The organism is Shewanella sp. MTB7, from assembly GCF_027571385.1.
Taxonomy (GTDB): domain Bacteria; phylum Pseudomonadota; class Gammaproteobacteria; order Enterobacterales; family Shewanellaceae; genus Shewanella.
Map to the genome: position 1 here is coordinate 5,979,012 of NZ_CP085636.1, position 23,615 is coordinate 6,002,626.

Annotated in this window: 10 protein-coding genes, 5 rRNA genes and 1 pseudogene; 4 read left to right on the forward strand and 12 right to left on the reverse strand. The window is 45.4% G+C overall.

Annotated elements, in window-relative coordinates; genetic code table 11:
* Nucleotides 1–190: 190 nt before the first annotated feature.
* Nucleotides 191–1,138, forward strand: coding sequence for a Dyp-type peroxidase (locus tag HWQ47_RS26015; RefSeq protein WP_269968847.1), 948 nt, complete (start codon nucleotides 191–193; stop codon nucleotides 1,136–1,138).
* 162 nt (nucleotides 1,139–1,300) lie between these two features.
* Here HWQ47_RS26015 and HWQ47_RS26020 read toward each other — a convergent pair whose 3' ends face one another.
* Nucleotides 1,301–3,124 (reverse strand): hypothetical protein, encoded by a 1,824-nt coding sequence (locus HWQ47_RS26020; protein ID WP_269968848.1) that lies wholly within the window; start codon nucleotides 3,122–3,124, stop codon nucleotides 1,301–1,303.
* 375 nt (nucleotides 3,125–3,499) lie between these two features.
* Entirely contained in the window at nucleotides 3,500–4,480 is a 981-nt protein-coding gene (locus HWQ47_RS26025) for a DUF6929 family protein (protein ID WP_269968849.1), read from the reverse strand.
* Nucleotides 4,481–5,009: 529 nt separating this feature from the next.
* Here HWQ47_RS26025 and HWQ47_RS26030 point away from each other — a divergent pair.
* Entirely contained in the window at nucleotides 5,010–5,627 is a 618-nt protein-coding gene (locus HWQ47_RS26030) for a hypothetical protein (protein WP_269968850.1), read from the forward strand.
* A gap of 65 nt (nucleotides 5,628–5,692) precedes the next feature.
* Here the strand turns inward: HWQ47_RS26030 and HWQ47_RS28175 are convergent, their stop codons facing one another.
* From HWQ47_RS28175 to HWQ47_RS26050, 5 genes are all read right to left on the reverse strand, one after another.
* Nucleotides 5,693–5,836 carry a hypothetical protein gene (locus HWQ47_RS28175; RefSeq protein ID WP_442802094.1) on the reverse strand — a complete coding sequence of 48 codons (144 nt, stop codon included), beginning with the start codon at nucleotides 5,834–5,836 and terminating at the stop codon, nucleotides 5,693–5,695.
* Nucleotides 5,837–5,945: 109 nt separating this feature from the next.
* Nucleotides 5,946–7,037: a hypothetical protein gene (locus HWQ47_RS26035; protein WP_269968851.1), complete on the reverse strand. Its 1,092-nt coding sequence runs from the start codon at nucleotides 7,035–7,037 to the stop codon at nucleotides 5,946–5,948.
* 149 nt (nucleotides 7,038–7,186) lie between these two features.
* The gene (gene ubiA / locus HWQ47_RS26040) at nucleotides 7,187–8,047 is read right to left on the reverse strand and encodes a 4-hydroxybenzoate octaprenyltransferase (RefSeq protein ID WP_269968852.1); all 861 of its coding nucleotides are present in this window, start codon (nucleotides 8,045–8,047) and stop codon (nucleotides 7,187–7,189) included.
* 448 nt (nucleotides 8,048–8,495) lie between these two features.
* Nucleotides 8,496–10,661 carry a DNA helicase II gene (gene uvrD, locus HWQ47_RS26045; RefSeq protein ID WP_269968853.1) on the reverse strand — a complete coding sequence of 722 codons (2,166 nt, stop codon included), beginning with the start codon at nucleotides 10,659–10,661 and terminating at the stop codon, nucleotides 8,496–8,498.
* A gap of 172 nt (nucleotides 10,662–10,833) precedes the next feature.
* Nucleotides 10,834–11,562, reverse strand: coding sequence for a YebC/PmpR family DNA-binding transcriptional regulator (locus HWQ47_RS26050; RefSeq protein ID WP_269968854.1), 729 nt, complete (start codon nucleotides 11,560–11,562; stop codon nucleotides 10,834–10,836).
* Nucleotides 11,563–11,920: 358 nt separating this feature from the next.
* Here HWQ47_RS26050 and HWQ47_RS26055 point away from each other — a divergent pair, with 358 nt between their 5' ends.
* Nucleotides 11,921–12,376, forward strand: coding sequence for a GNAT family N-acetyltransferase (locus tag HWQ47_RS26055; protein WP_269968855.1), 456 nt, complete (start codon nucleotides 11,921–11,923; stop codon nucleotides 12,374–12,376).
* A gap of 189 nt (nucleotides 12,377–12,565) precedes the next feature.
* Here the strand turns inward: HWQ47_RS26055 and rrf (HWQ47_RS26060) are convergent.
* The 3 genes from rrf (HWQ47_RS26060) to HWQ47_RS26070 form a co-directional block, all read right to left on the reverse strand.
* Nucleotides 12,566–12,681, reverse strand: a 5S ribosomal RNA gene (gene rrf / locus HWQ47_RS26060).
* Between the two features lie 216 nt (nucleotides 12,682–12,897).
* Nucleotides 12,898–15,815 (reverse strand): 23S ribosomal RNA (locus HWQ47_RS26065).
* Between the two features lie 477 nt (nucleotides 15,816–16,292).
* Nucleotides 16,293–17,846: ribosomal RNA gene (locus tag HWQ47_RS26070) — 16S ribosomal RNA — on the reverse strand.
* Together the 16S, 23S and 5S rRNA genes form the textbook arrangement of a ribosomal RNA operon.
* Before the next feature lie 1,178 nt (nucleotides 17,847–19,024).
* Between HWQ47_RS26070 and HWQ47_RS26075 the strand changes: the two are divergent.
* A pseudogene (locus HWQ47_RS26075) lies at nucleotides 19,025–20,054 on the forward strand (IS630 family transposase).
* A gap of 110 nt (nucleotides 20,055–20,164) precedes the next feature.
* Here the strand turns inward: HWQ47_RS26075 and rrf (HWQ47_RS26080) are convergent.
* Nucleotides 20,165–20,280, reverse strand: a 5S ribosomal RNA gene (gene rrf / locus HWQ47_RS26080).
* 216 nt (nucleotides 20,281–20,496) lie between these two features.
* Nucleotides 20,497–23,415 (reverse strand): 23S ribosomal RNA (locus HWQ47_RS26085).
* Nucleotides 23,416–23,615 lie beyond the last annotated feature (200 nt).

Below are 23,615 nucleotides of genomic sequence, written 5' to 3' on the forward strand. Positions count from 1 at the left end.
AAAGCACTTCGATTGAAGTGCTTTTTTGTTTTAAGGGAAGATGACTAACGCCATTGTTGATTAAAAATATTTAATGGCGATTATTCAGTTCCATACCCAATAGTAATGAAATATCACACCCTGATTGAATCAGATATAATATGATGGTTAAAAATGAGCTTTACCCTATTTTCTTCTACAGGAGCAAACAATGACAGCTTTAAGTAACTTGGCGCAAGCAGGTGTATTATCCAACCCTACAGTACATGCCGAATACATGACCTTTGTGCTCTTGCCAGCAGATAAAAGTGCTTCACCCAGTGAACACATAGGCACAGCGCTCGCTAAGCTCGAAGTCATCACTAAATCAATCAATCAAAAAGATCTCGATGCAGACCTTTCTGTAAGTGTAGGTTTCTCCGCCAATGCTTGGGCACAACTGTTCCCAAGCATTGCTATACCAGCACAACTTCAGCCTTTTACCGAGATGCAGGATGGAACAAGACACTTCCCTACGACACCAGGCGACATCTTTTTCATGATTAAATCCAACCGCATGGATCTCAATTTTCAAGCGGCCAAACTTATCGTTCGCGATCTTGCCGCTATTGCTGAGCTTATTGAAGATATCCAAGGGTATAAATATCTCGATAACCGCGACATGATAGATTTTGTCGATGGAACTGAGAATCCTGTCGGTGACGAGCGAGTTGAAGCTGTGCTCGTGCGAGAAGATATTGATATCCATCAAGGTGGCAGCTACCTCACAGTACAACGCTATGTCGATCATCTCGATAAGTGGGAAGCGCAACACACTGAGTATCAAGAGCAGGTCATTGGCCGAACGAAGATGGACAATATTGAACTTGATGACGACGTTAAACCCGCTTGGGCACACAATGCCAAGAGTAAGGTTGAAATTGATGATGTTGAAATCAAAATGCTGAGACAGAACCGACCTTGGGGAAATGCCAAAGAACACGGTACTTTTTTCGTTGGGTTTGCCTCCACACCTGAAATTATCAAAACGTCACTGACACAGATGATCTATGCCGATGAAAATGGCGACTATGATCGTTTATTGGACTTTGTTGATGCACAAACTGGCGGACTCTACTTTATGCCATCAACAACATTTTTAGCCCAATTCTCAGATTAAGTTCGTTTAAAGTGAACGTCAGTAAAGACTAAGAGGCGTTTTGGCGTTAGGTAATTGGAACTTGGCTTAACTAGTCACATTTAAAAAGCACTTCGATTGAAGTGCTTTTTTGTTGATACCATGACCATCAAGCCAGTCAGTTTTTAACTGCCAAAGGAGTCATTAACGACGTCCCTCAACTTCATCAGGAATGCCATTTTCGTTACGATCACTAGACTTACCATAGCGAATATCCAATAAATCATCGGTACCGTTTTCATTCAAATCAGGTACAACGCCTTCTGTTTGAAAGTAAATACGGGTTTCCAGTGGACCCATGACATATTCACGACGACGAGGATCCCAATGTTTCACATCAGGTTCAATAACGGTAGCAGTGATATACACTCGAGTCGCGGGGAATAGACTAAGTGCAGTCCCTTTCTTACAGTATTTAACTTCAGGCGTCCCAATCGCCGCATCCTGCTCTAGGGTTCGTTGTTGAGCGATATCCTTTTCACAGTCGGGATCATCTTCATAAAGAAAGTCGATATTTCTGCCTTTAGCAATGTTAGCAATGGGCACAATCAAAGGCTCTTCGGTCAGATAAACCTCTCTTTCACCTTCGCTCTCCCATAGAATAGGCACATTGGTCACTGGGTTAATACGTACTCTGTCGCCATTTGAGAGAAAGAATGGCGCTTCATTTCGCATCATAGATTCCACGGCGGCAGTGCGCGGCAACAACTGTACCTGCAGATCTCGAATGATAAAGGGCCGCTCTGGCTCAAGATTAGCAAGTGCTATCTCAAAGTTACCGTTAACAATGTTAATATCACCGACATCATAACTTGGTATTCTAGGCGCTAGCGTCATCAGGTTACTACTGCTGTCATATAGCTGAGTATCCACCACAATCACATTCTCATTAAACGTGGCTCCTAGGTGAAATATGCTCCCGGGAGGTACGACCCCATCAGCACCACCGCTCCAAGATTTTGGTGTAGTGTAAGTGAGCTCAAATATATTGTAAGTCGTGCCCTGATACACTTGCGTGCCGAGAACACCTGAGACGTTTGGTGAATCCCAAGGCGCCATAGTCCATAAGTACACCCAATTCATATTGAGTGAAGTAGCACTGCTGAGTATTTTGATTTTCATCCCATGAGCAGGAGCTCCGTTGGGGTTTACAAAGTCCCAATTGTGCAACGTTTCAGAGTTCAGTCCGACATTATGCCCAAGGATACTGTAGCTAGTATCACTGAAATGACGATCTAACACACGTCCATTACAAGTGAGCCCGGTTGAACCTGTGGCTAAAATGTGGCTGTTGGTGGGCGTTTCACCGGGAAGCGCTGCTGAGTTTCCATGAGCAACGCCATAGTTATGACCCGCTTCGTGACTGGCTGTGCCGCCGAGCGCATAACCCCAGCGGGCTAACGTTGAGCCCGCTCCAGACAATGCAGACCCGCATGAGGCTGCAAAGCCCTGTCCAAATACCCGCCCATGATCTTGCGCATCGTTATCATTGGTGTCCACCGCAGAAGCGATACCAAATAAGCCAGCACTGTAGCTGGAAATATCAGAGCCAATACCCAACACTTGCCATCGAGGTTCAGTGAGTGTCGGCATTGAAGTTACAGGCCGGACATCAATACTAAACTCACAGTAATCATTGACCACAACTTGCGTAATTTCGTCGCGCAGTTGCGCCGTTGTTCCGATACTGGCGTCCAGGTCACTGACGTTAAAAGGCTGGGCCGGAGTAACACCAAAACCTGGCTGAAAATCAGGAAAAAAGGGATCGACTACTGCAGGGTAATAAAGATAAAGGTTACTGTTTTTGGGACTGGCCACAGCAGCCGAAGGGCAATCTGTTGCCAAGGAGTATGACGAAAAGAACAATAAGCTCAAAGACAAAAAGATCTTACCTCCTGTCACTGTCGATTTATAATGTGCTCCTTGACGCAATCCCTTAGGTTGTAGCGTAAATTGTCTAGTATTCATTGCATTAAATCCTTCTGTAAACATCCATATTCTTAAACTTATTGGGATAACGACTCTGTTTAGCAAAGTGTTCCCCCCCCCCCACAGTCATTCTGAGTTATGTAGTAGTCCAATAAACCTCAAGCATTTAATATCAATGCTTGCGTTAGCGTTAGCCTAAGCCTCAACTGCGCTACGGGGCAATTGAAGGTGGTGGCAATACAGGGAGGAGCTGGGGAAAAGTCGGGAGATAATGACAATATGCATGGCAAAAACAAACAGATATAGAGTTAAGGAAAAATAACAGAGAGAGCCTCATGCTTTAAATCAATGAGTGTAGATACGACGAGGGCTGGTGGCAAAAATGCCACCAGCCCTCTTAACAGGACCAAAATGTTAATCTGCCTTCATTTTAAAGCTGAAAAACTGACTTGTGCCATTATCATTATCGCTAACAAGATAACCCTGAACTTCATTTAAATTTGAGTTGGCAATTGCCACAGACTCAACCTTAGTGAGAACGTTCTGACCATTAAGGGTCAGCAGTTGTGTATTTTTAGTCAAATCCAATACTCCGGCACTATTTGTCAGCTTATCTATAGGTAGCACACCAATAAAACTGCCCATGACCTTACCATCGCCCACGGCAGTATCAGTACCCTCTACTGAGGCGGAGTAAACAATGCTGTTAGTTTCAGGCCAGAAGTCGGCACCTGATAGCGTCGCTTGAAAAGCACCAATAGAGGGAAGTTCAATATCGACAGCGCTCAGGGAGGTCAAACTATCACTCTTGCCACTGATGAAGTTCATCATCTGATCTAACTTCAAGGAGAAAACGATGTTTTTGCCTTCATTGCCTCGGTTGAAAATATAAGCCATGTCGTCACTGTTCGCTAAGCCTTCGATATTAAGCTTCTGCTTACCCGTCATGCCGGAAGCTTTATATAACGCCTTATATAAAGGACTCAATGATAAAATTTGCTTACTGTGATCGCCTGCTGCCATCAATACCGCATGCTCACGTTTAACCTTCTTGCTACCGGAACCCAATATCAAATAGTACTCCTGACTTTGATACGTCAACTTGGTCATGGATTCAAAATCAAGTTTTAGTTTCTTCTTCATCCGCCCTTCTGAAGGCGTTTCACTTGTAGACAAAGAATATCTATCTAGGATCTGATAATCCTTATTAACTGAGAATAACCACTCCATGTCATCACCAACAACAAGGATATTGCCATCGTTAACGACAGCAGCGGATCCAGAAGAGAGGTGAGAATTAGTGTAGGGCTGGCTAACCTCCAGATCGACACCTGTTGCATGGGCTCCAAAAGCCGTGATCATCATAGATAATAAGCTGATTTGATATAATTTCATTTGTCCCCCGACAAAATGCTTAAAGCAGCCTCAAAATTGAGCAAGGCTTAAGGTAAACTTGCTTACTCGGCGCTAAAGTCATTGCAACTTCCAAACGCAAACATAATGCATTATCCCCCCCTCTATATGTCTCGAAGATGACGAGCCGATTAAGATAGGTTTAGCTTCAATCAATAGGTCTGATTCTCGTGTTAAAAAACTGTCAATTGGTATATTTCTGACATCTAATGCAACATAGTCAAAATGCACTCCCAGTGTCATTTTTATGTTCGTACTTTCATATTTTATCAATACAAATCAATCAGATTAATAATACTACGGCAGTTTTTTGACCTCTAAAAATAATACCTTTGTAACTGCTTGAAACACAAGGTAGGCCAATACTGCTGGTCTACTTAATGCTTGTTTCTCCCTATTATCGTCATACCCGTTTAACCCATGTTTCAGCGCTTTAATTAACCTAGGATATTATTTGAATCTTTGGTTAATTAAAGCGATATAACAAAATGGGCTAAAAGAGGAAAAGCATATGCATCACCTTTATAGCCATACTCAAGCGTATACTAAACAGCCATTACGTTCATCTTTACTGATTATCCTCAGCAACTTAATCATTTGGGATAACCCAGCAATGGCCAGTGAAAAAGAATCTCTATTTCAGGCCTTGAATCCCTATTATTCAGAGCCATCAACCAATACTAGTGACTACAGGAATCCCTTCTCTGTTGGTTATGTCCACCGTTCAAACTGGATGATGCTTTATGAAAACTTAGAGTTAGGTGGTGAATATCGATTATTTGAGCAGAGCCGCAACTTTTTGGATGACTCTAGTTATATTAAACAACAGCATATCGGCTCACATCTATACCTAGGATGGGGAGCCAAGATAGGTAAGCAACTCATCCTGACATCTAGATTCAGCGCTTTTCTCCATGCTGGGGCATTTAAATGGTCACGAGAACAGTCCTCTGATCCTACTGATCCCTTATCTTCGAACCAGAACAACAAAGGTACCACTCCCTATGGCGGGATAGAGTTGAGCTACATAATATCTAATTGGGCCATAGTTCACGTTAAGTTGGAACATTTCGTACTAGAAAGCGGATCCATCGATCGCTTCGGGCTCCACTTAAACTATCAGTTTTAAGACTGTGTATTCTTACTGCGTATAACATGGACAATAGCTAAGCTTAAAAGGTGTCATTTTCGAGTTCAAACTTTATCTATCTCGGCTTGTAACTCAGCATTAGGCTTTGTCGGGGAGTGTATCCAGAGTCCACCACAACTCAACTTCACAATAGTCATGCGTAATCTCTGAGTACCTCCTAAGAACATAGTATCTTCATGTGTCCATATATTCTCACCTAGCTACACTAATGATGTCATATTAATCCTTGTTGTTTATCTTGGCATAACATTTAATTTGTCTAAAATCTCACTTAACACACAGAATAAAATATGTTTTTCACGCTTGATTACCCGAACCAAATTGAGACAATACTTCAGTCGCTCCACTCTCTGATAATATTTTTTGACCCAAGCTTTCAGGATCTCTTATCTGGTACTTCTGGATATATTCAACCAAAGCCTGCGGATCCGACACTTGCATATCGATACTGTCGACCCGTTCAGTCAGTTGGCCTAGGCCGCCATAGTAGGTCTGCGGCAGCTTAAAACTCAACTTGATATTGCTGCTAGCACCATAGCCAAAATGTAGCCCCTCCTTATCCTCTTTTCTCAGATACTCACCTATTTGAATATCGGTGATGTCGGTTAATTTAACCGACATAAAGCCCCAGACACTATTGTTAATGACCAAGTTATCGTGCTGACTATAGAGTGAGTAGTGTTTAGATATCCTATAGTTCGCCGTTACCATCACTAGGCTATAACTCACAATACTTGCCACTATAATGGCGGCAAGTTGGCTCCAAGGTTCGATAATGAAATAGGCTAGCGATGAGGTTGCTAATGTCCCTAATATCAGCATAAACCAATACCAGAGGGAACTTGAACGTAGCTGTAGATGAGTGATGCCTGGGAGATGGTTACGTGACAAATAAGGAATGGCGTAATACCAACTGGCAGGTTCTGATGCTATAACTAATGCCAGTGAACGCTTCTTATCATCTTGCTCCTGAAGAGTATCTAAAACATGCACTCTTGGGTCGCCGGATAAATTACGTGCTTGCCACAACCCCTTGATGATACTAACCATCAAGAACAACTGAATAGCCAGTAACACTGCAATGATGGGATAACGCAGCCAAGCAATAAATTCGAAATATGACGCCACTTCGACGGGAAAACTAAGTCGAGCCATCAAACTACTCAAGCTAAATATTAACAGCATCTTCCATAGTTTTTGCTCACTTATTTTGATGATACAAAACCAGTAGATGAGTGGGAGTAAGACAAAATAGAGAGCTGAAAAACCAATCAACAAGTGCTTGTTGTTGTCAGTCTCTAGGCTCTGGGGAAGAAAGTGGAAACCTAACCAATAACTGACTGCGGCACTTATTAAAAAGATAAGCCTGAACTTGACACTACGCCTCATAAAGGCTCCTTGCGAATACATGTTGACACTATGTTACATTAAATGTGTTCGCTAGCTAAGCATATATACAACCAGAGTGATGCAAGAGGAAGGTGAATAGAGGAGGAAAGGACATTGAACAAACTCAATATCCTTTGAAGCGCTAAAAACTAGATAATGTAATCAACACCAAGGGCGATAAACAGACTCAAACCCGCCCAATTGTTATTGAGAAAGGCTTTAAAACAGGGAGCGCGCTCGCGACCATAGATAAGTTTCTGTTGATATAAACTGAAACCAATAAAGGTGATAATGCCCAGAGCGTAAACCAGACCACGATCCGCAGCCCAACCCGCAGTAATAAAACACCCAAGTGCAGCCAACTGAAATAACGCAATGATCTGGCGATCATACTGACCAAAAAGAATCGCCGTCGACTTGATACCCACCTTTAGATCATCATCCCTATCGACCATGGCATACATGGTGTCGTACGCGACTGTCCAGCACCAGTTTGCAGCAAATAACCACCAAGCAGCGGCAGGTATCTCACCCGTTTGTGCCGCATAAGCCATAGGGATAGACCAGCTCCAAACGACACCGAGAAACATCTGCGGCATATTAGTGAAGCGTTTAGTGAAGGGATAGATAATAGTCAATATTATCCCCACAAAGGAGAGTTTTACCACTAAAGGATTAAGCATCAGAACCAGGCTAAAGGCTAACAGCCCCATAACCACAAACAGAATCAACGCCTCTTTAACTGACACTTCACCACTGGCTAATGGTCGAGATTTAGTGCGTTCTACATGTGAGTCAAGAGAGCGGTCCGCGTAGTCATTGATAATGCAACCACAGGCTCGCATCACAACTACGCCAATAATAAAAATAACTAACACCTTAAGATCCGGCATACCACCGGCAGCGAGCACGAGTGCCATCAAGCAGGGCCACATCAAGAGCAAAGTGCCAATAGGTCGATCCAATCGAGCTAAACGCAAATAGGCGTCTAATTTATCCTTAACATTCATCTAGGCTCTCCTAAAAATCACTCCAGCCTCTATATCCAAGCCACTTAAAAGTGCTCGTTTGGCTATAAATCTTCTCACATCGATATACCCAAGCCACTTCAATATGCAGGATTCAGCATGTCGAGAAGTGACAGAGTTCATGGCATGAAATTGCTGGACTAGTTATTCTCGGCTCAGGCACCCTGCTTCGCCCTATCTTCTGCATCCACGCAGTCGTAATTCAATATTTCATAACACAGAAAAATGTTGCTTCTCGCCTTGCCCTTCGGGAACTCCCGTAGAATATCTACACTGTGTTAGTGATATCGACAAGGGAAGAACCATTCCCTCAATCACTGCCTTGTTCAACTATCCTACGAGAACACTGAAACGAGCATTCTGAGGTCGTTTGTGGATAGATGTCAGCCATAAGCATTATGACTGACATCTATCCACTTGCAATCGCTATTTAGCAGGTTTCAAGTTTCGCATAAGCGACGACGAGCCACTTGCTACCCACATCTAAAAAGTTAACTTGCACTCGACCCTGAGCACCACTTCCTTCAGTGCCAGTGACCTTACCTTGACCAAATTTAGGGTGCATAACGCCTTGGCCTAACTTAAAACCAGTGTCATTAACAACTGTTGTTCGAGTAGGTGTAGGTTTAACTCGCACAGGCGCTTTCACTTGAGTTTTTAAGCGGATCTCCTCGGCATGCTCAGTCGGGATCTCCTTGATAAAGCGTGATGGACTTGCAAAGTTTTCACGACCATAGATACGACGAGTCTCAGCGTAGGTAATGTAAAGCTTCTCCATCGCACGTGTCATGCCCACATAGCAGAGACGACGCTCTTCATCAAGCCTGTCGCCCTCATCCATTGCCATTTGACTCGGGAATAACCCCTCTTCAACACCAGACATAAAGACCACGGGGAACTCGAGTCCTTTGGCTGAATGTAAGGTCATTAACTGCACTGCATCAGTAAAGGCATCAGCCTGACCTTCTCCAGCCTCTAACGCTGCATGAGATAAAAAGGCATTAAGCTCACCCATATCTTCACTCTCTTCGGGTAAGATAAAAGTGCGTGCGGCGGTCACTAGTTCGTCAAGGTTTTCAACACGTGAACGAGCCTTCTCGCCCTTTTCTGTTTCATACATCACTTTGAGCCCAGAGACACGAATCACATGGTCGGTGGTGTTATGTAAGCTCATCTCTGCAGTATCTTGCTGCATCTCAACAATTAGATCTAAAAAGCCATTAACTGCATTTGCAGCACGGCCGTTAAGTAATTTCTCTTCAATCGCTCGTACACAGGTCTGCCACAACGTCAGCTCTTGTTGACGTGCTGTGGAACGAAGAATATCTAAGGTTCGGCCGCCGATACCGCGAGGAGGCGTGTTAACCACACGTTCGAATGCAGCGTCATCATCTTTGTTATTGATAAGACGCATATAACTCATTGCATCTTTAATCTCTTGACGATCGAAGAAACGCAAGCCACCATAAATTCGGTAAGCTAAGCCCTTATGCAGCAGCGCTTCCTCCAATACACGAGATTGTGCATTAGAACGGTATAGAATCGCACACTTACTGAGATCTCCGCCCATATCGTGCCAATCACTGATACGGCCAACAATAAAGCGAGCCTCATCCATCTCGTTAAAGGCGCAATAAATGGAGATACGTTCGCCATCTTTATCCTCAGTCCACAGCTTCTTGCCCAATCGCTCAGGATTATTAGCAATAACCGCGTTCGATGCCTTGAGGATATGCCCGGTAGAACGGTAGTTTTGTTCTAATCGAATAGTACTGGCTTTCGGGAAGTCTTCGAGGAACTTGTGCAAGTTCTCAACTTGAGCGCCACGCCAACCGTAAATGGACTGATCATCATCACCAACAATCATCACATTGGCAGTATCACCTGCTAACATACGGATCCAAGCATACTGAATCGCGTTGGTATCCTGAAACTCATCGACCAAGATATTTTTAAATCTATCTTGATAATGCTTAAGCACATGAGGCTTATTCAGCCAAAGCTCATGGGCACGCAGTAAGATCTCAGCAAAGTCCACCAAACCAGCGCGATCGCATGACTCTTGGTAAACCTGATAAATTTGCAACAAAGTCTGCTCAATAGGGAAACCACCTGCATCAATATGCTTAGGACGTAATCCCTGATCTTTCTTACCATTAATATAGCCTTGAGCCTGACGAGGCGGATACTGCTTCTCATCAAGGTTAAGACTTTTAAGAATACGTTTGATTAGCCTTAGCTGATCGTCAGAATCGATGATTTGAAATGTTTGCGGCAGATTGACATCTTGATAGTGAGTACGTAGAAGACGGTGAGCCAAACCGTGGAAAGTACCGATCCACATGCGACTCATATTGCTACCGCTGACTTTTTCCACGCGCTCGCGCATCTCTGCGGCCGCTTTATTGGTAAAAGTTACCGCAATAATAGAGTAAGGACTTTGCTGTTCCTCTTGCATCAGCCAGGCAATTCTGTGGGTTAATACCCGAGTCTTACCACTGCCTGCGCCCGCCAACACCAACATACTGGATTGCGGTGCCCCTACGGCTTCGCGTTGTTTATCATTCAGGCCGTCTAGTAAAGAAGATGCGTCCATTATTGCCTCCAAAAAATCGAGGAAACAGTATAGCACAAGGTCGATACTAAGCATCTGCTAGGAGTAAAGACGTTAGCAAACCAAAAGTAGGCTAATGCGTAAATATAAAAGCTCAATCAAGACCCATGATCCTGATTGAGCTTACAAGATTCACTCAGTACTGCCATCGGACTTAGTCCGATGGCAGTTCAGCGTTGTGATAGACATTTTGTACATCATCACAATCTTCAAGCGCTGCTAAAAACTTTTCAAACTGCTCGATCACTTCAGGATCGCTAACCTCTGTCATAGTCTGAGGAATGAAAGTGATCTCTTCGACTTCAAATTCAACTTCAGGATCTGCTTCTGTTAATGCTGTTTTAGTCTTGTAAAACTCTGTGTGCGGTGCATATACACTGATCATACCATCTTCGAGTTCAACATCAGTCACATCGACATCAGCCATCATTAGCATCTCTAGCACTCCATCTTCATCTTCACCCTTAAAGACAAAAATAGCTTGATGCTCGAACATATGGCCAACAGTACCTGGGCCACCAAGCTTAGCATCGTTCTTTACGAATGCTTGGCGAACTTCAGTAAAGGTACGCTTAACATTATCAGTTAGGCAATCGACAATAACCATGCAACCACCAGGACCGAAACCTTCATAACGTGCAGTCTCATAATCCTCACCACCACCACCTCTGGCTTTCTCGATGGCACGTTCAATAACATGAGCAGGAACCTGATCTTTCTTAGCTTTAGCAATTAAATGACGTAGTGAAAGGTTACCGTCAGGATCGAAACCACCACTTTTAGCGCAAACATAGATCTCTTTACCATAGCGAGAGTAAATTCTAGTCTTCTGTCCCGCCGTTTTGGCCATAGATTCTTTCTTGTTTTGGTATGCTCTTCCCATCTCACTCTTTCTCATTAATACTAAAAAATTGACTGCAATATTAGCAGCTTTATCAGCATTATTTGCACACAAGCACTTTTTAATTTAATAAAATTTGATTTTGCTTAGTAAAAACTCATTTTAATCGACTAAAGCCCACCACTGCCCATAGTCAGTATTTCGACTCATCGCGGCGATGCACATTAAGCCTTTCCAACATGCTTCCGCCGTGACAGTGCTTAACAGCAGCAAGATCTAAGTCGTATTATTGATCTCACGCTTAACAAACACTCTGCCCAGATCTCAGCTTTTTACTAATCAATGTTTTTAGCGATAGCATAGTAGTGGTAAACTAAATTTTTATGCCTTAGGGAAAAATATGCAGTGGAGTGATTTGTCGTTTAAACAACTCAGTCTTGATGAGCTATATGACGTATTAAAACTGAGAATCGACGTTTTTATTGTTGAACAAAATTGTCCCTACCCAGAACTGGACGACAAAGATAGGCACCCCGAAACTCGCCACCTTATTGGTAGAGATCCCCAGGGCGAAATAGTTGCTTATGCACGCGTACTCGCTCCTGGGGTAAGTTATCCAGATTCGAGTATCGGTCGCGTTCTGGTTGCCGAGAAGGCCAGAGGGGGCGGAAATGCTAAATTCTTAATGGATCAAGCAATAGGTTTAGCTAATGAATATTGGCCCAACAACAATATTCAGCTTGGTGGACAGGAGTACCTCAAATCCTTCTATCAGAAACTCGGATTTAAACCCGTCTCAGAGGTCTATTTAGAAGATGGGATCCCCCACCTCGACATGTTGTATCAACGAACGTAAACAGGAAAGCCACCTTCATAAGGTGGCTTCTTCACTTTAAAATCTGAGAGCTCCTGTAATGGCCTGCAACGCTGAGCCACAAAGATGATGCTGAATACAGAAAATATCTGGAAATTACAAATTGTAGACGTAAAAAAGCCCGCTACATCGTAGCGGGCTTAAATACTACTCTTTACGAGTAAAATAGGCGCCTGGAAATGACCTACTCTCACATGGGGAGACCCCACACTACCATCGGCGCGATTGCGTTTCACTTCTGAGTTCGGGATGGGATCAGGTGGGGCCACAATGCTATGGTTTCCAGACAAATTTGCTATTACTTTCAGCGTTTAAAAAGCTAAAGGTAAATAATTTCGAAAGCTGTTATCTCACATTCGCAAGATAATTCTAAATAATTGGGTTTTAGTACACGGAGGTACTGTATGTCATAAATGCAGAAGCATTTTATGACCAACTTAAATCAAGTTCGTATTCTTTTGTCGCTAAGTATCACCTAGCTACATAAAACCCATCTGGGTTGTATGGTTAAGCCTTACGAGTCATTAGTACAAGTTAGCTCAACGCCTCACAACGCTTACACACCTTGCCTATCAACGTCCTAGTCTCGAACGGCTCTTTAAAGAGATTTAATCTCTAGGGATGACTCATCTTAGGACTCGCTTCCCGCTTAGATGCTTTCAGCGGTTATCGATTCCGAACGTAGCTACCGGGCAATGCTATTGGCATAACAACCCGAACACCAGCGGTTCGTCCACTCCGGTCCTCTCGTACTAGGAGCAGCTTCCTTCAATCATCCAACGCCCACGGCAGATAGGGACCGAACTGTCTCACGACGTTCTGAACCCAGCTCGCGTACCACTTTAAATGGCGAACAGCCATACCCTTGGGACCGACTTCAGCCCCAGGATGTGATGAGCCGACATCGAGGTGCCAAACACCGCCGTCGATATGAACTCTTGGGCGGTATCAGCCTGTTATCCCCGGCGTACCTTTTATCCGTTGAGCGATGGCCCTTCCATTCAGAACCACCGGATCACTATGACCTACTTTCGTACCTGCTCGACGTGTATGTCTCGCAGTTAAGCTGGCTTATGCCATTGCACTAACCGTACGATGTCCGACCGTACTTAGCCAACCTTCGTGCTCCTCCGTTACTCTTTGGGAGGAGACCGCCCCAGTCAAACTACCCACCAGACACTGTCCTCAACCCCGATTCAGGGGCCTAAGTTAGAACATCAAAACTACAAGGGTGGTATTTCAAGATTGCCTCCACAAAGACTAGCGTCTCTGCTTCAAAGGCTCCCACCTATCCTACACATGTAGGTTCAATGTTCAGTGCCAAGCTATAGTAAAGGTGCACGGGGTCTTTCCGTCTAGCCGCGGGTATACGGCATCTTCACCGCAATTTCAACTTCACTGAGTCTCGGCTGGAGACAGCGTGGCCATCATTACGCCATTCGTGCAGGTCGGAACTTACCCGACAAGGAATTTCGCTACCTTAGGACCGTTATAGTTACGGCCGCCGTTTACCGGGGCTTCGATCATGAGCTTCTCCGAAGATAACCCAATCAATTAACCTTCCGGCACCGGGCAGGCGTCATACCGTATACTTCCTCTTGCGAGTTTGCACAGTACTGTGTTTTTGATAAACAGTTGCAGCCACCTGGTATCTGCGACTCCCGTCAGCTTAGAGAGCAAGTCTCATCACCAACAGGAGCGTACCTTCTCCCGAAGTTACGGTACCATTTTGCCTAGTTCCTTCAGCCGAGTTCTCTCAAGCGCCTTGGTATTCTCTACCCAACCACCTGTGTCGGTTTGGGGTACGATCCCTACTAACCTGAAGCTTAGAAGATTTTCCTGGAAGCATGGCATCAACTACTTCATCACCTTAGTGACTCGTCATCAGCTCTCAGCATTGCAACTTAATGCGTATTCCCGGATTTGCCTAAGAATACTGCCTACCACCTTAAACGCGGACTACCAACGCCGCGCTAGCCTAGCCTTCTCCGTCTCTCCATCGCAGTTAGTAGAGGTATGGGAATATTAACCCATTTCCCATCGACTACGCCTTTCGGCCTCGCCTTAGGGGTCGACTCACCCTGCCCTGATTAACATTGGACAGGAACCCTTGGTCTTTCGGCGAGGGAGTTTTTCACTCCCTTTATCGTTACTCATGTCAGCATTCGCACTTCTGATACCTCCAGCGTGGGTTACCCCTTCACCTTCAACGGCTTACAGAACGCTCCTCTACCGCGTACACAATAAAGTGCACACCCGTAGCTTCGGTGTATTGCTTAGCCCCGTTAAATCTTCCGCGCAGGCCGACTCGACTAGTGAGCTATTACGCTTTCTTTAAATGATGGCTGCTTCTAAGCCAACATCCTAGCTGTCTAAGCCTTCCCACATCGTTTCCCACTTAGCAATAACTTTGGGACCTTAGCTGACGGTCTGGGTTGTTTCCCTTTTCACGACGGACGTTAGCACCCGCCGTGTGTCTCCCGAGTAGTACTCATTGGTATTCGGAGTTTGCAAAGGGTTGGTAAGTCGGGATGACCCCCTAGCCTTAACAGTGCTCTACCCCAATGGTATTCGCTCGAGGCGCTACCTAAATAGCTTTCGAGGAGAACCAGATATCTCCCGGTTTGATTGGCCTTTCACCCCCATCCACAAGTCATCCGCTCATTTTTCAACATAAGTCGGTTCGGTCCTCCAATTGATGTTACTCAATCTTCAACCTGCCCATGGATAGATCACCGGGTTTCGGGTCTACACCTTGCAACTAAACGCGCAGTTAACACTCGGTTTCCCTACGGCTCCGCTATTCGCTTAACCTCGCTACAAAATGTAAGTCGCTGACCCATTATACAAAAGGTACGCAGTCACGGCCTCTCGCTCTCGAAAGAGCTGAACCGCTCCCACTGCTTGTACGTATACGGTTTCAGGTTCTATTTCACTCCCCTCACAGGGGTTCTTTTCGCCTTTCCCTCACGGTACTGGTTCACTATCGGTCAGTCAGGAGTATTTAGCCTTGGAGGATGGTCCCCCCATGTTCAGACAAGATGTCACGTGTCCCGTCCTACTCGTTTTCACGTAAAGTTAGTTTTCATGTACGGGGCTATCACCCTGTGCCGCTGTGCTTTCCAACACATTCCACTAACACCCTCTACGCTTAAGGGCTAATCCCCGTTCGCTCGCCGCTACTAGGGAATCTCGGTTGATTTCTTTTCCTCCGGGTACTTAGATGTTTCAGTTCCCCGGGTTTGCCTCACATACCTATGTATTCAGTATGTGATACTAGCTTATGCTAGTGGGTTTCCCCATTCGGACATCGTTAGCTCAAATGCTTGTTACTAGCTCGCCAACGCTTATCGCAAGTTACTACGTCCTTCATCGCCTCTGACTGCCAAGGCATCCACCGTATACGCTTAGTCACTTAACCATACAACCCACATAGGTTTTTCTCGCTTGCGATTTGCTATTTTGTCTGTATTGCAAGCTTCGTTCGTCAGTCATGTAGCACGCTACACTCCTTCCTCTCTCAACTTACGGCTTAGACAAAAACGCAACTTGCTGCGCTGATATTATCTATCGTTCAAACGGGTAAGTTTGAACGAGATGTATCGCAACTAATGGTGTTTACTTTCGCCAAAAGAATACTCTTGAACCATCGTTAAGATGATTCGGCACTTGATTTAAGTGTTTGAGAACTCAATTATTTATTTTTCGCGCTAATGCTACAAACCAAAGCAATCGTTATCTCTTTCGAAATATCATTCACAATAGTCCCTTTCACATTAACACTATCAGCTTTCCAAATTTTTAAAGAACAAGCATCATCGCTAGGATGTGCCACTCGCTCTAACAAGAACAAGTTATCTGTGTGAACACTCAACAAATATTAAGTTAGTCGTATAGGTAAGGAGGTGATCCAGCCCCAGGTTCCCCTAGGGCTACCTTGTTACGACTTCACCCCAGTCATGAACCACACCGTGGTAAACGCCCTCCCCGAAGGGTTAAGCTATCTACTTCTGGTGCAGCCCACTCCCATGGTGTGACGGGCGGTGTGTACAAGGCCCGGGAACGTATTCACCGTAGCATTCTGATCTACGATTACTAGCGATTCCGACTTCACGGAGTCGAGTTGCAGACTCCGATCCGGACTACGACCGGCTTTGTGGGATTAGCTTGACCTCGCGGCGTTGCGACCCTCTGTACCGACCATTGTAGCACGTGTGTAGCCCTACTCGTAAGGGCCATGATGACTTGACGTCGTCCCCACCTTCCTCCGGTTTATCACCGGCAGTCTCCCTAAAGTTCCCGACATAACTCGCTGGCAAATAAGGATAAGGGTTGCGCTCGTTGCGGGACTTAACCCAACATTTCACAACACGAGCTGACGACAGCCATGCAGCACCTGTCTCACAGTTCCCGAAGGCACCAAACCATCTCTGGTAAGTTCTGTGGATGTCAAGAGTAGGTAAGGTTCTTCGCGTTGCATCGAATTAAACCACATGCTCCACCGCTTGTGCGGGCCCCCGTCAATTCATTTGAGTTTTAACCTTGCGGCCGTACTCCCCAGGCGGTCTACTTAATGCGTTAGCTTGGGAGCCCAGTAACTAAGTTACCAAACTCCGAGTAGACATCGTTTACGGCGTGGACTACCAGGGTATCTAATCCTGTTTGCTCCCCACGCTTTCGTACATGAGCGTCAGTCTTTGTCCAGGGGGCCGCCTTCGCCACCGGTATTCCTTCAGATCTCTACGCATTTCACCGCTACACCTGAAATTCTACCCCCCTCTACAAGACTCTAGTCTGTCAGTTCCAAATGCAATTCCCAGGTTGAGCCCGGGGCTTTCACATCTGGCTTAACAGACCGCCTGCGTACGCTTTACGCCCAGTAATTCCGATTAACGCTTGCACCCCTCGTATTACCGCGGCTGCTGGCACGAAGTTAGCCGGTGCTTCTTCTGCGAGTAACGTCACAGCTGTCGTTTATTAAACGACAACCTTTCCTCCTCGCTGAAAGTGCTTTACAACCCGAAGGCCTTCTTCACACACGCGGCATGGCTGCATCAGGCTTTCGCCCATTGTGCAATATTCCCCACTGCTGCCTCCGTAGGAGTCTGGACCGTGTCTCAGTTCCAGTGTGGCTGATCATCCTCTCAGACCAGCTAGGGATCGTCGCCTAGGTGAGCCATTACCTCACCTACTAGCTAATCCCACCTAGACTCATCTAATCGCGAAAGGCGCTCTCGAAAGTGCGTCCCCTCCTTTCCCCCGTAGGGCGTATGCGGTATTAGCAGTCGTTTCCAACTGTTATCCCCCACGACTAGGCAGATATCTAGGCATTACTCACCCGTCCGCCGCTCGACAGCAAAAGTAGCAAGCTACTCTCCTGTTTCCGCTCGACTTGCATGTGTTAGGCCTGCCGCCAGCGTTCAATCTGAGCCATGATCAAACTCTTCAATTAAAGTTTTTTGTTCTACTCCGTTAGAAGTAAAACGGCTCAACGAATTATACTGTTTTTCACAAACCCGAAGATTCATGAAGTTCACATATTATTGCTCCGTAACCTCATTTTCCCGAAAGAAGTTGAAGTCCGTTGCTATGGTCACTCAGTGGTTCATTGAGTAAATTTTTGATTGCCTCAAAGAGACAATTTCGAATAACTCAACACCTGTGAGTGCCCACACAGATTTCTTGTTTTGAATTGTTAAAGAGCGTTAGCATCAATCTTTCAGATACTGCCGGTAGACGCTAGGCCATTGGCTTGAGGAGGCGTATTCTACACTCTCCAGTGTCGGCGTCAAGCGCTTATTTTAACAAGTTTTTCGAGTGGTGATTTCTTAAGCAGAAGTCAAACTCGAAGCCCGTAAAGCGGTTGTCACCTGAGATTAATTTCCGTGGAAGTTAATCTCTCTAACTCGAGCTGCTAGGCTAGTTGCCTGCTTCACCGTGTCAGTGAGGTCGCATTATAGGGAGTTCTCAGGGCGGCGCAAGGGCTGTTTTCAATAAAATTAGCTTTTACGCATCAAGCGCGTAGATATCAAACGATAAGTTCAAAAAAGGGGCTGAATAAGCCCGATTTACGGGGAAGTAATAGTCTGCATCCAACATAGTAAAGGTTGTTAGCAAGCAGACTGGGCGAGCTTATCGGCTAACAAAGGCCAAGTCCTATCACTTTATAGGCAAACTAATGCCTAAAAATACAGCTCGAATTATGTCGATCGACTAAACTTTAGCGATTAAGAATCATGGAACCCGAGATCCTATGCTTCGATATATATGACTTAGAGCGCTACATAATCACTTAAATTGTGTTCTAAATCCTCTTAACTTGGCTATTCCCATCAAAACATTTGTTTATCGCAACGATCACCTGACTATTCGATACCCTGTCGCTAAAGAACTAGATATTAAGTGATTAGAGCTAACAGGATCTAAAAATACTTGATAACGAGCCCAGTCAAAATTGAAGAAGCTCAATATATAGATGATGTATGACTTATAAAGTCGGCTATGCACTAGAGCTAGATTCTAGGTGTTCAGCCTAGAAGTGCCTCTTATTGGCGTCTTTATTATACCAATCGGTATAAAGATGTGATCTAATCTGAACAGTTAATTTTAATGATTAGGTTACATATGGAAATGCTTAATACCATTGACTTTCGCTCTCTGGCACGACGAGAGAAAAATGCACAAAAGCGGATCCGTCTTTTGGCATTAGCACATTTCAGTGAAGGGCATAACCGCATTGAGATCACGAGTATTCTTAAGGTGAGTCGTACCAGTGTAAACAAATGGGTAAGTGATTTCTTAACCGACAGTTTAGCAGGCCTTGAGCACAAAACATCACCTGGCCGACCTCCATCTTTAAACAAGACTCAATCTAAACAACTCGCAACGTTCATTGAGCAGCAAAGTTTATCTGAAGAAGGCGGCAGACTATCGGGTGCTGATATTAATGAATATATTTCTCAGCACTTTGGTATCAATTATGAACCATCAAGTGTCTATAGAGTATTAAAGCGGCTAGGTTTTTCTTGGATAACGAGTAGGTCAAAACATCCTAAACAATCCCAAAAAGCACAAGAAGCTTTTAAAAAACTTCCGCTTGGAAACGATCCTTAACATCCCCGGTCATATTGCCCTGGCTCAAGTTGATGTTTGGTTTCAAGATGAAGCTCGTATAGGGCAACAAAACACGACGACACGCTTATAGGCAAAAAAAAAAAATCGTCCAAGAGTCGTTCGACAACAACAGTTTGAGTACGCTTATGTTTTTGGGGCGGTATGTCCGTCGAATGGAAATACCGAAGCGTTGATCACTCCATGGGTAGATAAAAGGTTCATGCGGCAACACCTAAAGTTAATTTCTGAAGCAACTCTTCCAGATCGCCACGCTGTCGTGATCATGGATGGTGCCGGTTGGCATACAAAAGATCTAGATGATGAATTCGATAATCTAACCACGATTAAACTACCTCCCTATTCACCAGAGCTTAATCCTATCGAACAAGTTTGGGGATGGATGAGACAGCGCCATTTAGCCAATAGGTGTTTTGCCAATTATGAGGACATTGTCGAGCAATGCACGCAAGCTTGGAATAGCTTTATTAGTGACATTGATACTGTAAAGAATCTATGCAATCGTTCATGGATAAATCTGACCAGATAATTATACCGATTGGTATTAGGAGTGCGCCTGGAAACGGACAAATTGCAGACGTAAAAAAGCCCGCTACATCGTAGCGGGCTTAAATACTACTCTTTACGAGTAAAATAGGCGCCTGGAAATGACCTACTCTCACATGGGGAGACCCCACACTACCATCGGCGCGATTGCGTTTCACTTCTGAGTTCGGGATGGGATCAGGTGGGGCCACAATGCTATGGTTTCCAGACAAATTTGCTATTACTTTCAGCGTTTAAAAAGCTAAAGGTAAATAATTTCGAAAGCTGTTATCTCACATTCGCAAGATAATTCTAAATAATTGGGTTTTAGTACACGGAGGTACTGTATGTCATAAATGCAGAAGCATTTTATGACCAACTTAAATCAAGTTCGTATTCTTTTGTCGCTAAGTATCACCTAGCTACATAAAACCCATCTGGGTTGTATGGTTAAGCCTTACGAGTCATTAGTACAAGTTAGCTCAACGCCTCACAACGCTTACACACCTTGCCTATCAACGTCCTAGTCTCGAACGGCTCTTTAAAGAGATTTAATCTCTAGGGATGACTCATCTTAGGACTCGCTTCCCGCTTAGATGCTTTCAGCGGTTATCGATTCCGAACGTAGCTACCGGGCAATGCTATTGGCATAACAACCCGAACACCAGCGGTTCGTCCACTCCGGTCCTCTCGTACTAGGAGCAGCTTCCTTCAATCATCCAACGCCCACGGCAGATAGGGACCGAACTGTCTCACGACGTTCTGAACCCAGCTCGCGTACCACTTTAAATGGCGAACAGCCATACCCTTGGGACCGACTTCAGCCCCAGGATGTGATGAGCCGACATCGAGGTGCCAAACACCGCCGTCGATATGAACTCTTGGGCGGTATCAGCCTGTTATCCCCGGCGTACCTTTTATCCGTTGAGCGATGGCCCTTCCATTCAGAACCACCGGATCACTATGACCTACTTTCGTACCTGCTCGACGTGTATGTCTCGCAGTTAAGCTGGCTTATGCCATTGCACTAACCGTACGATGTCCGACCGTACTTAGCCAACCTTCGTGCTCCTCCGTTACTCTTTGGGAGGAGACCGCCCCAGTCAAACTACCCACCAGACACTGTCCTCAACCCCGATTCAGGGGCCTAAGTTAGAACATCAAAACTACAAGGGTGGTATTTCAAGATTGCCTCCACAAAGACTAGCGTCTCTGCTTCAAAGGCTCCCACCTATCCTACACATGTAGGTTCAATGTTCAGTGCCAAGCTATAGTAAAGGTGCACGGGGTCTTTCCGTCTAGCCGCGGGTATACGGCATCTTCACCGCAATTTCAACTTCACTGAGTCTCGGCTGGAGACAGCGTGGCCATCATTACGCCATTCGTGCAGGTCGGAACTTACCCGACAAGGAATTTCGCTACCTTAGGACCGTTATAGTTACGGCCGCCGTTTACCGGGGCTTCGATCATGAGCTTCTCCGAAGATAACCCAATCAATTAACCTTCCGGCACCGGGCAGGCGTCATACCGTATACTTCCTCTTGCGAGTTTGCACAGTACTGTGTTTTTGATAAACAGTTGCAGCCACCTGGTATCTGCGACTCCCGTCAGCTTAGAGAGCAAGTCTCATCACCAACAGGAGCGTACCTTCTCCCGAAGTTACGGTACCATTTTGCCTAGTTCCTTCAGCCGAGTTCTCTCAAGCGCCTTGGTATTCTCTACCCAACCACCTGTGTCGGTTTGGGGTACGATCCCTACTAACCTGAAGCTTAGAAGATTTTCCTGGAAGCATGGCATCAACTACTTCATCACCTTAGTGACTCGTCATCAGCTCTCAGCATTGCAACTTAATGCGTATTCCCGGATTTGCCTAAGAATACTGCCTACCACCTTAAACGCGGACTACCAACGCCGCGCTAGCCTAGCCTTCTCCGTCTCTCCATCGCAGTTAGTAGAGGTATGGGAATATTAACCCATTTCCCATCGACTACGCCTTTCGGCCTCGCCTTAGGGTCGACTCACCCTGCCCTGATTAACATTGGACAGGAACCCTTGGTCTTTCGGCGAGGGAGTTTTTCACTCCCTTTATCGTTACTCATGTCAGCATTCGCACTTCTGATACCTCCAGCGTGGGTTACCCCTTCACCTTCAACGGCTTACAGAACGCTCCTCTACCGCGTACACAATAAAGTGCACACCCGTAGCTTCGGTGTATTGCTTAGCCCCGTTAAATCTTCCGCGCAGGCCGACTCGACTAGTGAGCTATTACGCTTTCTTTAAATGATGGCTGCTTCTAAGCCAACATCCTAGCTGTCTAAGCCTTCCCACATCGTTTCCCACTTAGCAATAACTTTGGGACCTTAGCTGACGGTCTGGGTTGTTTCCCTTTTCACGACGGACGTTAGCACCCGCCGTGTGTCTCCCGAGTAGTACTCATTGGTATTCGGAGTTTGCAAAGGGTTGGTAAGTCGGGATGACCCCCTAGCCTTAACAGTGCTCTACCCCCAATGGTATTCGCTCGAGGCGCTACCTAAATAGCTTTCGAGGAGAACCAGATATCTCCCGGTTTGATTGGCCTTTCACCCCCATCCACAAGTCATCCGCTCATTTTTCAACATAAGTCGGTTCGGTCCTCCAATTGATGTTACTCAATCTTCAACCTGCCCATGGATAGATCACCGGGTTTCGGGTCTACACCTTGCAACTAAACGCGCAGTTAACACTCGGTTTCCCTACGGCTCCGCTATTCGCTTAACCTCGCTACAAAATGTAAGTCGCTGACCCATTATACAAAAGGTACGCAGTCACGGCCTCTCGCTCTCGAAAGAGCTGAACCGCTCCCACTGCTTGTACGTATACGGTTTCAGGTTCTATTTCACTCCCCTCACAGGGGTTCTTTTCGCCTTTCCCTCACGGTACTGGTTCACTATCGGTCAGTCAGGAGTATTTAGCCTTGGAGGATGGTCCCCCCATGTTCAGACAAGATGTCACGTGTCCCGTCCTACTCGTTTTCACGTAAAGTTAGTTTTCATGTACGGGGCTATCACCCTGTGCCGCTGTGCTTTCCAACACATTCCACTAACACCCTCTACGCTTAAGGGCTAATCCCCGTTCGCTCGCCGCTACTAGGGGAATCTCGGTTGATTTCTTTTCCTCCGGGTACTTAGATGTTTCAGTTCCCCGGGTTTGCCTCACATACCTATGTATTCAGTATGTGATACTAGCTTATGCTAGTGGGTTTCCCCATTCGGACATCGTTAGCTCAAATGCTTGTTACTAGCTCGCCAACGCTTATCGCAAGTTACTACGTCCTTCATCGCCTCTGACTGCCAAGGCATCCACCGTATACGCTTAGTCACTTAACCATACAACCCACATAGGTCTTTATTCGCTTGTCACTGCACCGCTATGCTACGTTCATAAGTCGCACTCGTCAGTTATGTAGTAAACTACACGCCTTCCTCGTTTGCCTTATCGCCTTGCCTAGCATCACATTGACTGCGCTAATGTTATCTATTGTTCAAACGGGTAAGTCTGAACGAGATGTATCGCAACTAATGGTGTT

Bases quoted from the DNA above. Each gene is read 5' to 3' on its own strand.
- HWQ47_RS26020 (WP_269968848.1), bottom strand. From the start codon at position 3,124: ATGAATACTAGACAATTTACGCTACAACCTAAGGGATTGCGTCAAGGA.
- uvrD (WP_269968853.1), bottom strand. From the start codon at position 10,661: ATGGACGCATCTTCTTTACTAGACGGCCTGAATGATAAACAACGCGAA.
- HWQ47_RS26025 (WP_269968849.1), bottom strand. From the start codon at position 4,480: ATGAAATTATATCAAATCAGCTTATTATCTATGATGATCACGGCTTTT.
- HWQ47_RS26030 (WP_269968850.1), top strand. From the start codon at position 5,010: ATGCATCACCTTTATAGCCATACTCAAGCGTATACTAAACAGCCATTA.
- HWQ47_RS26050 (WP_269968854.1), bottom strand. From the start codon at position 11,562: ATGGGAAGAGCATACCAAAACAAGAAAGAATCTATGGCCAAAACGGCG.
- HWQ47_RS26055 (WP_269968855.1), top strand. From the start codon at position 11,921: ATGCAGTGGAGTGATTTGTCGTTTAAACAACTCAGTCTTGATGAGCTA.
- HWQ47_RS26035 (WP_269968851.1), bottom strand. From the start codon at position 7,037: ATGAGGCGTAGTGTCAAGTTCAGGCTTATCTTTTTAATAAGTGCCGCA.
- HWQ47_RS26015 (WP_269968847.1), top strand. From the start codon at position 191: ATGACAGCTTTAAGTAACTTGGCGCAAGCAGGTGTATTATCCAACCCT.
- ubiA (WP_269968852.1), bottom strand. From the start codon at position 8,047: ATGAATGTTAAGGATAAATTAGACGCCTATTTGCGTTTAGCTCGATTG.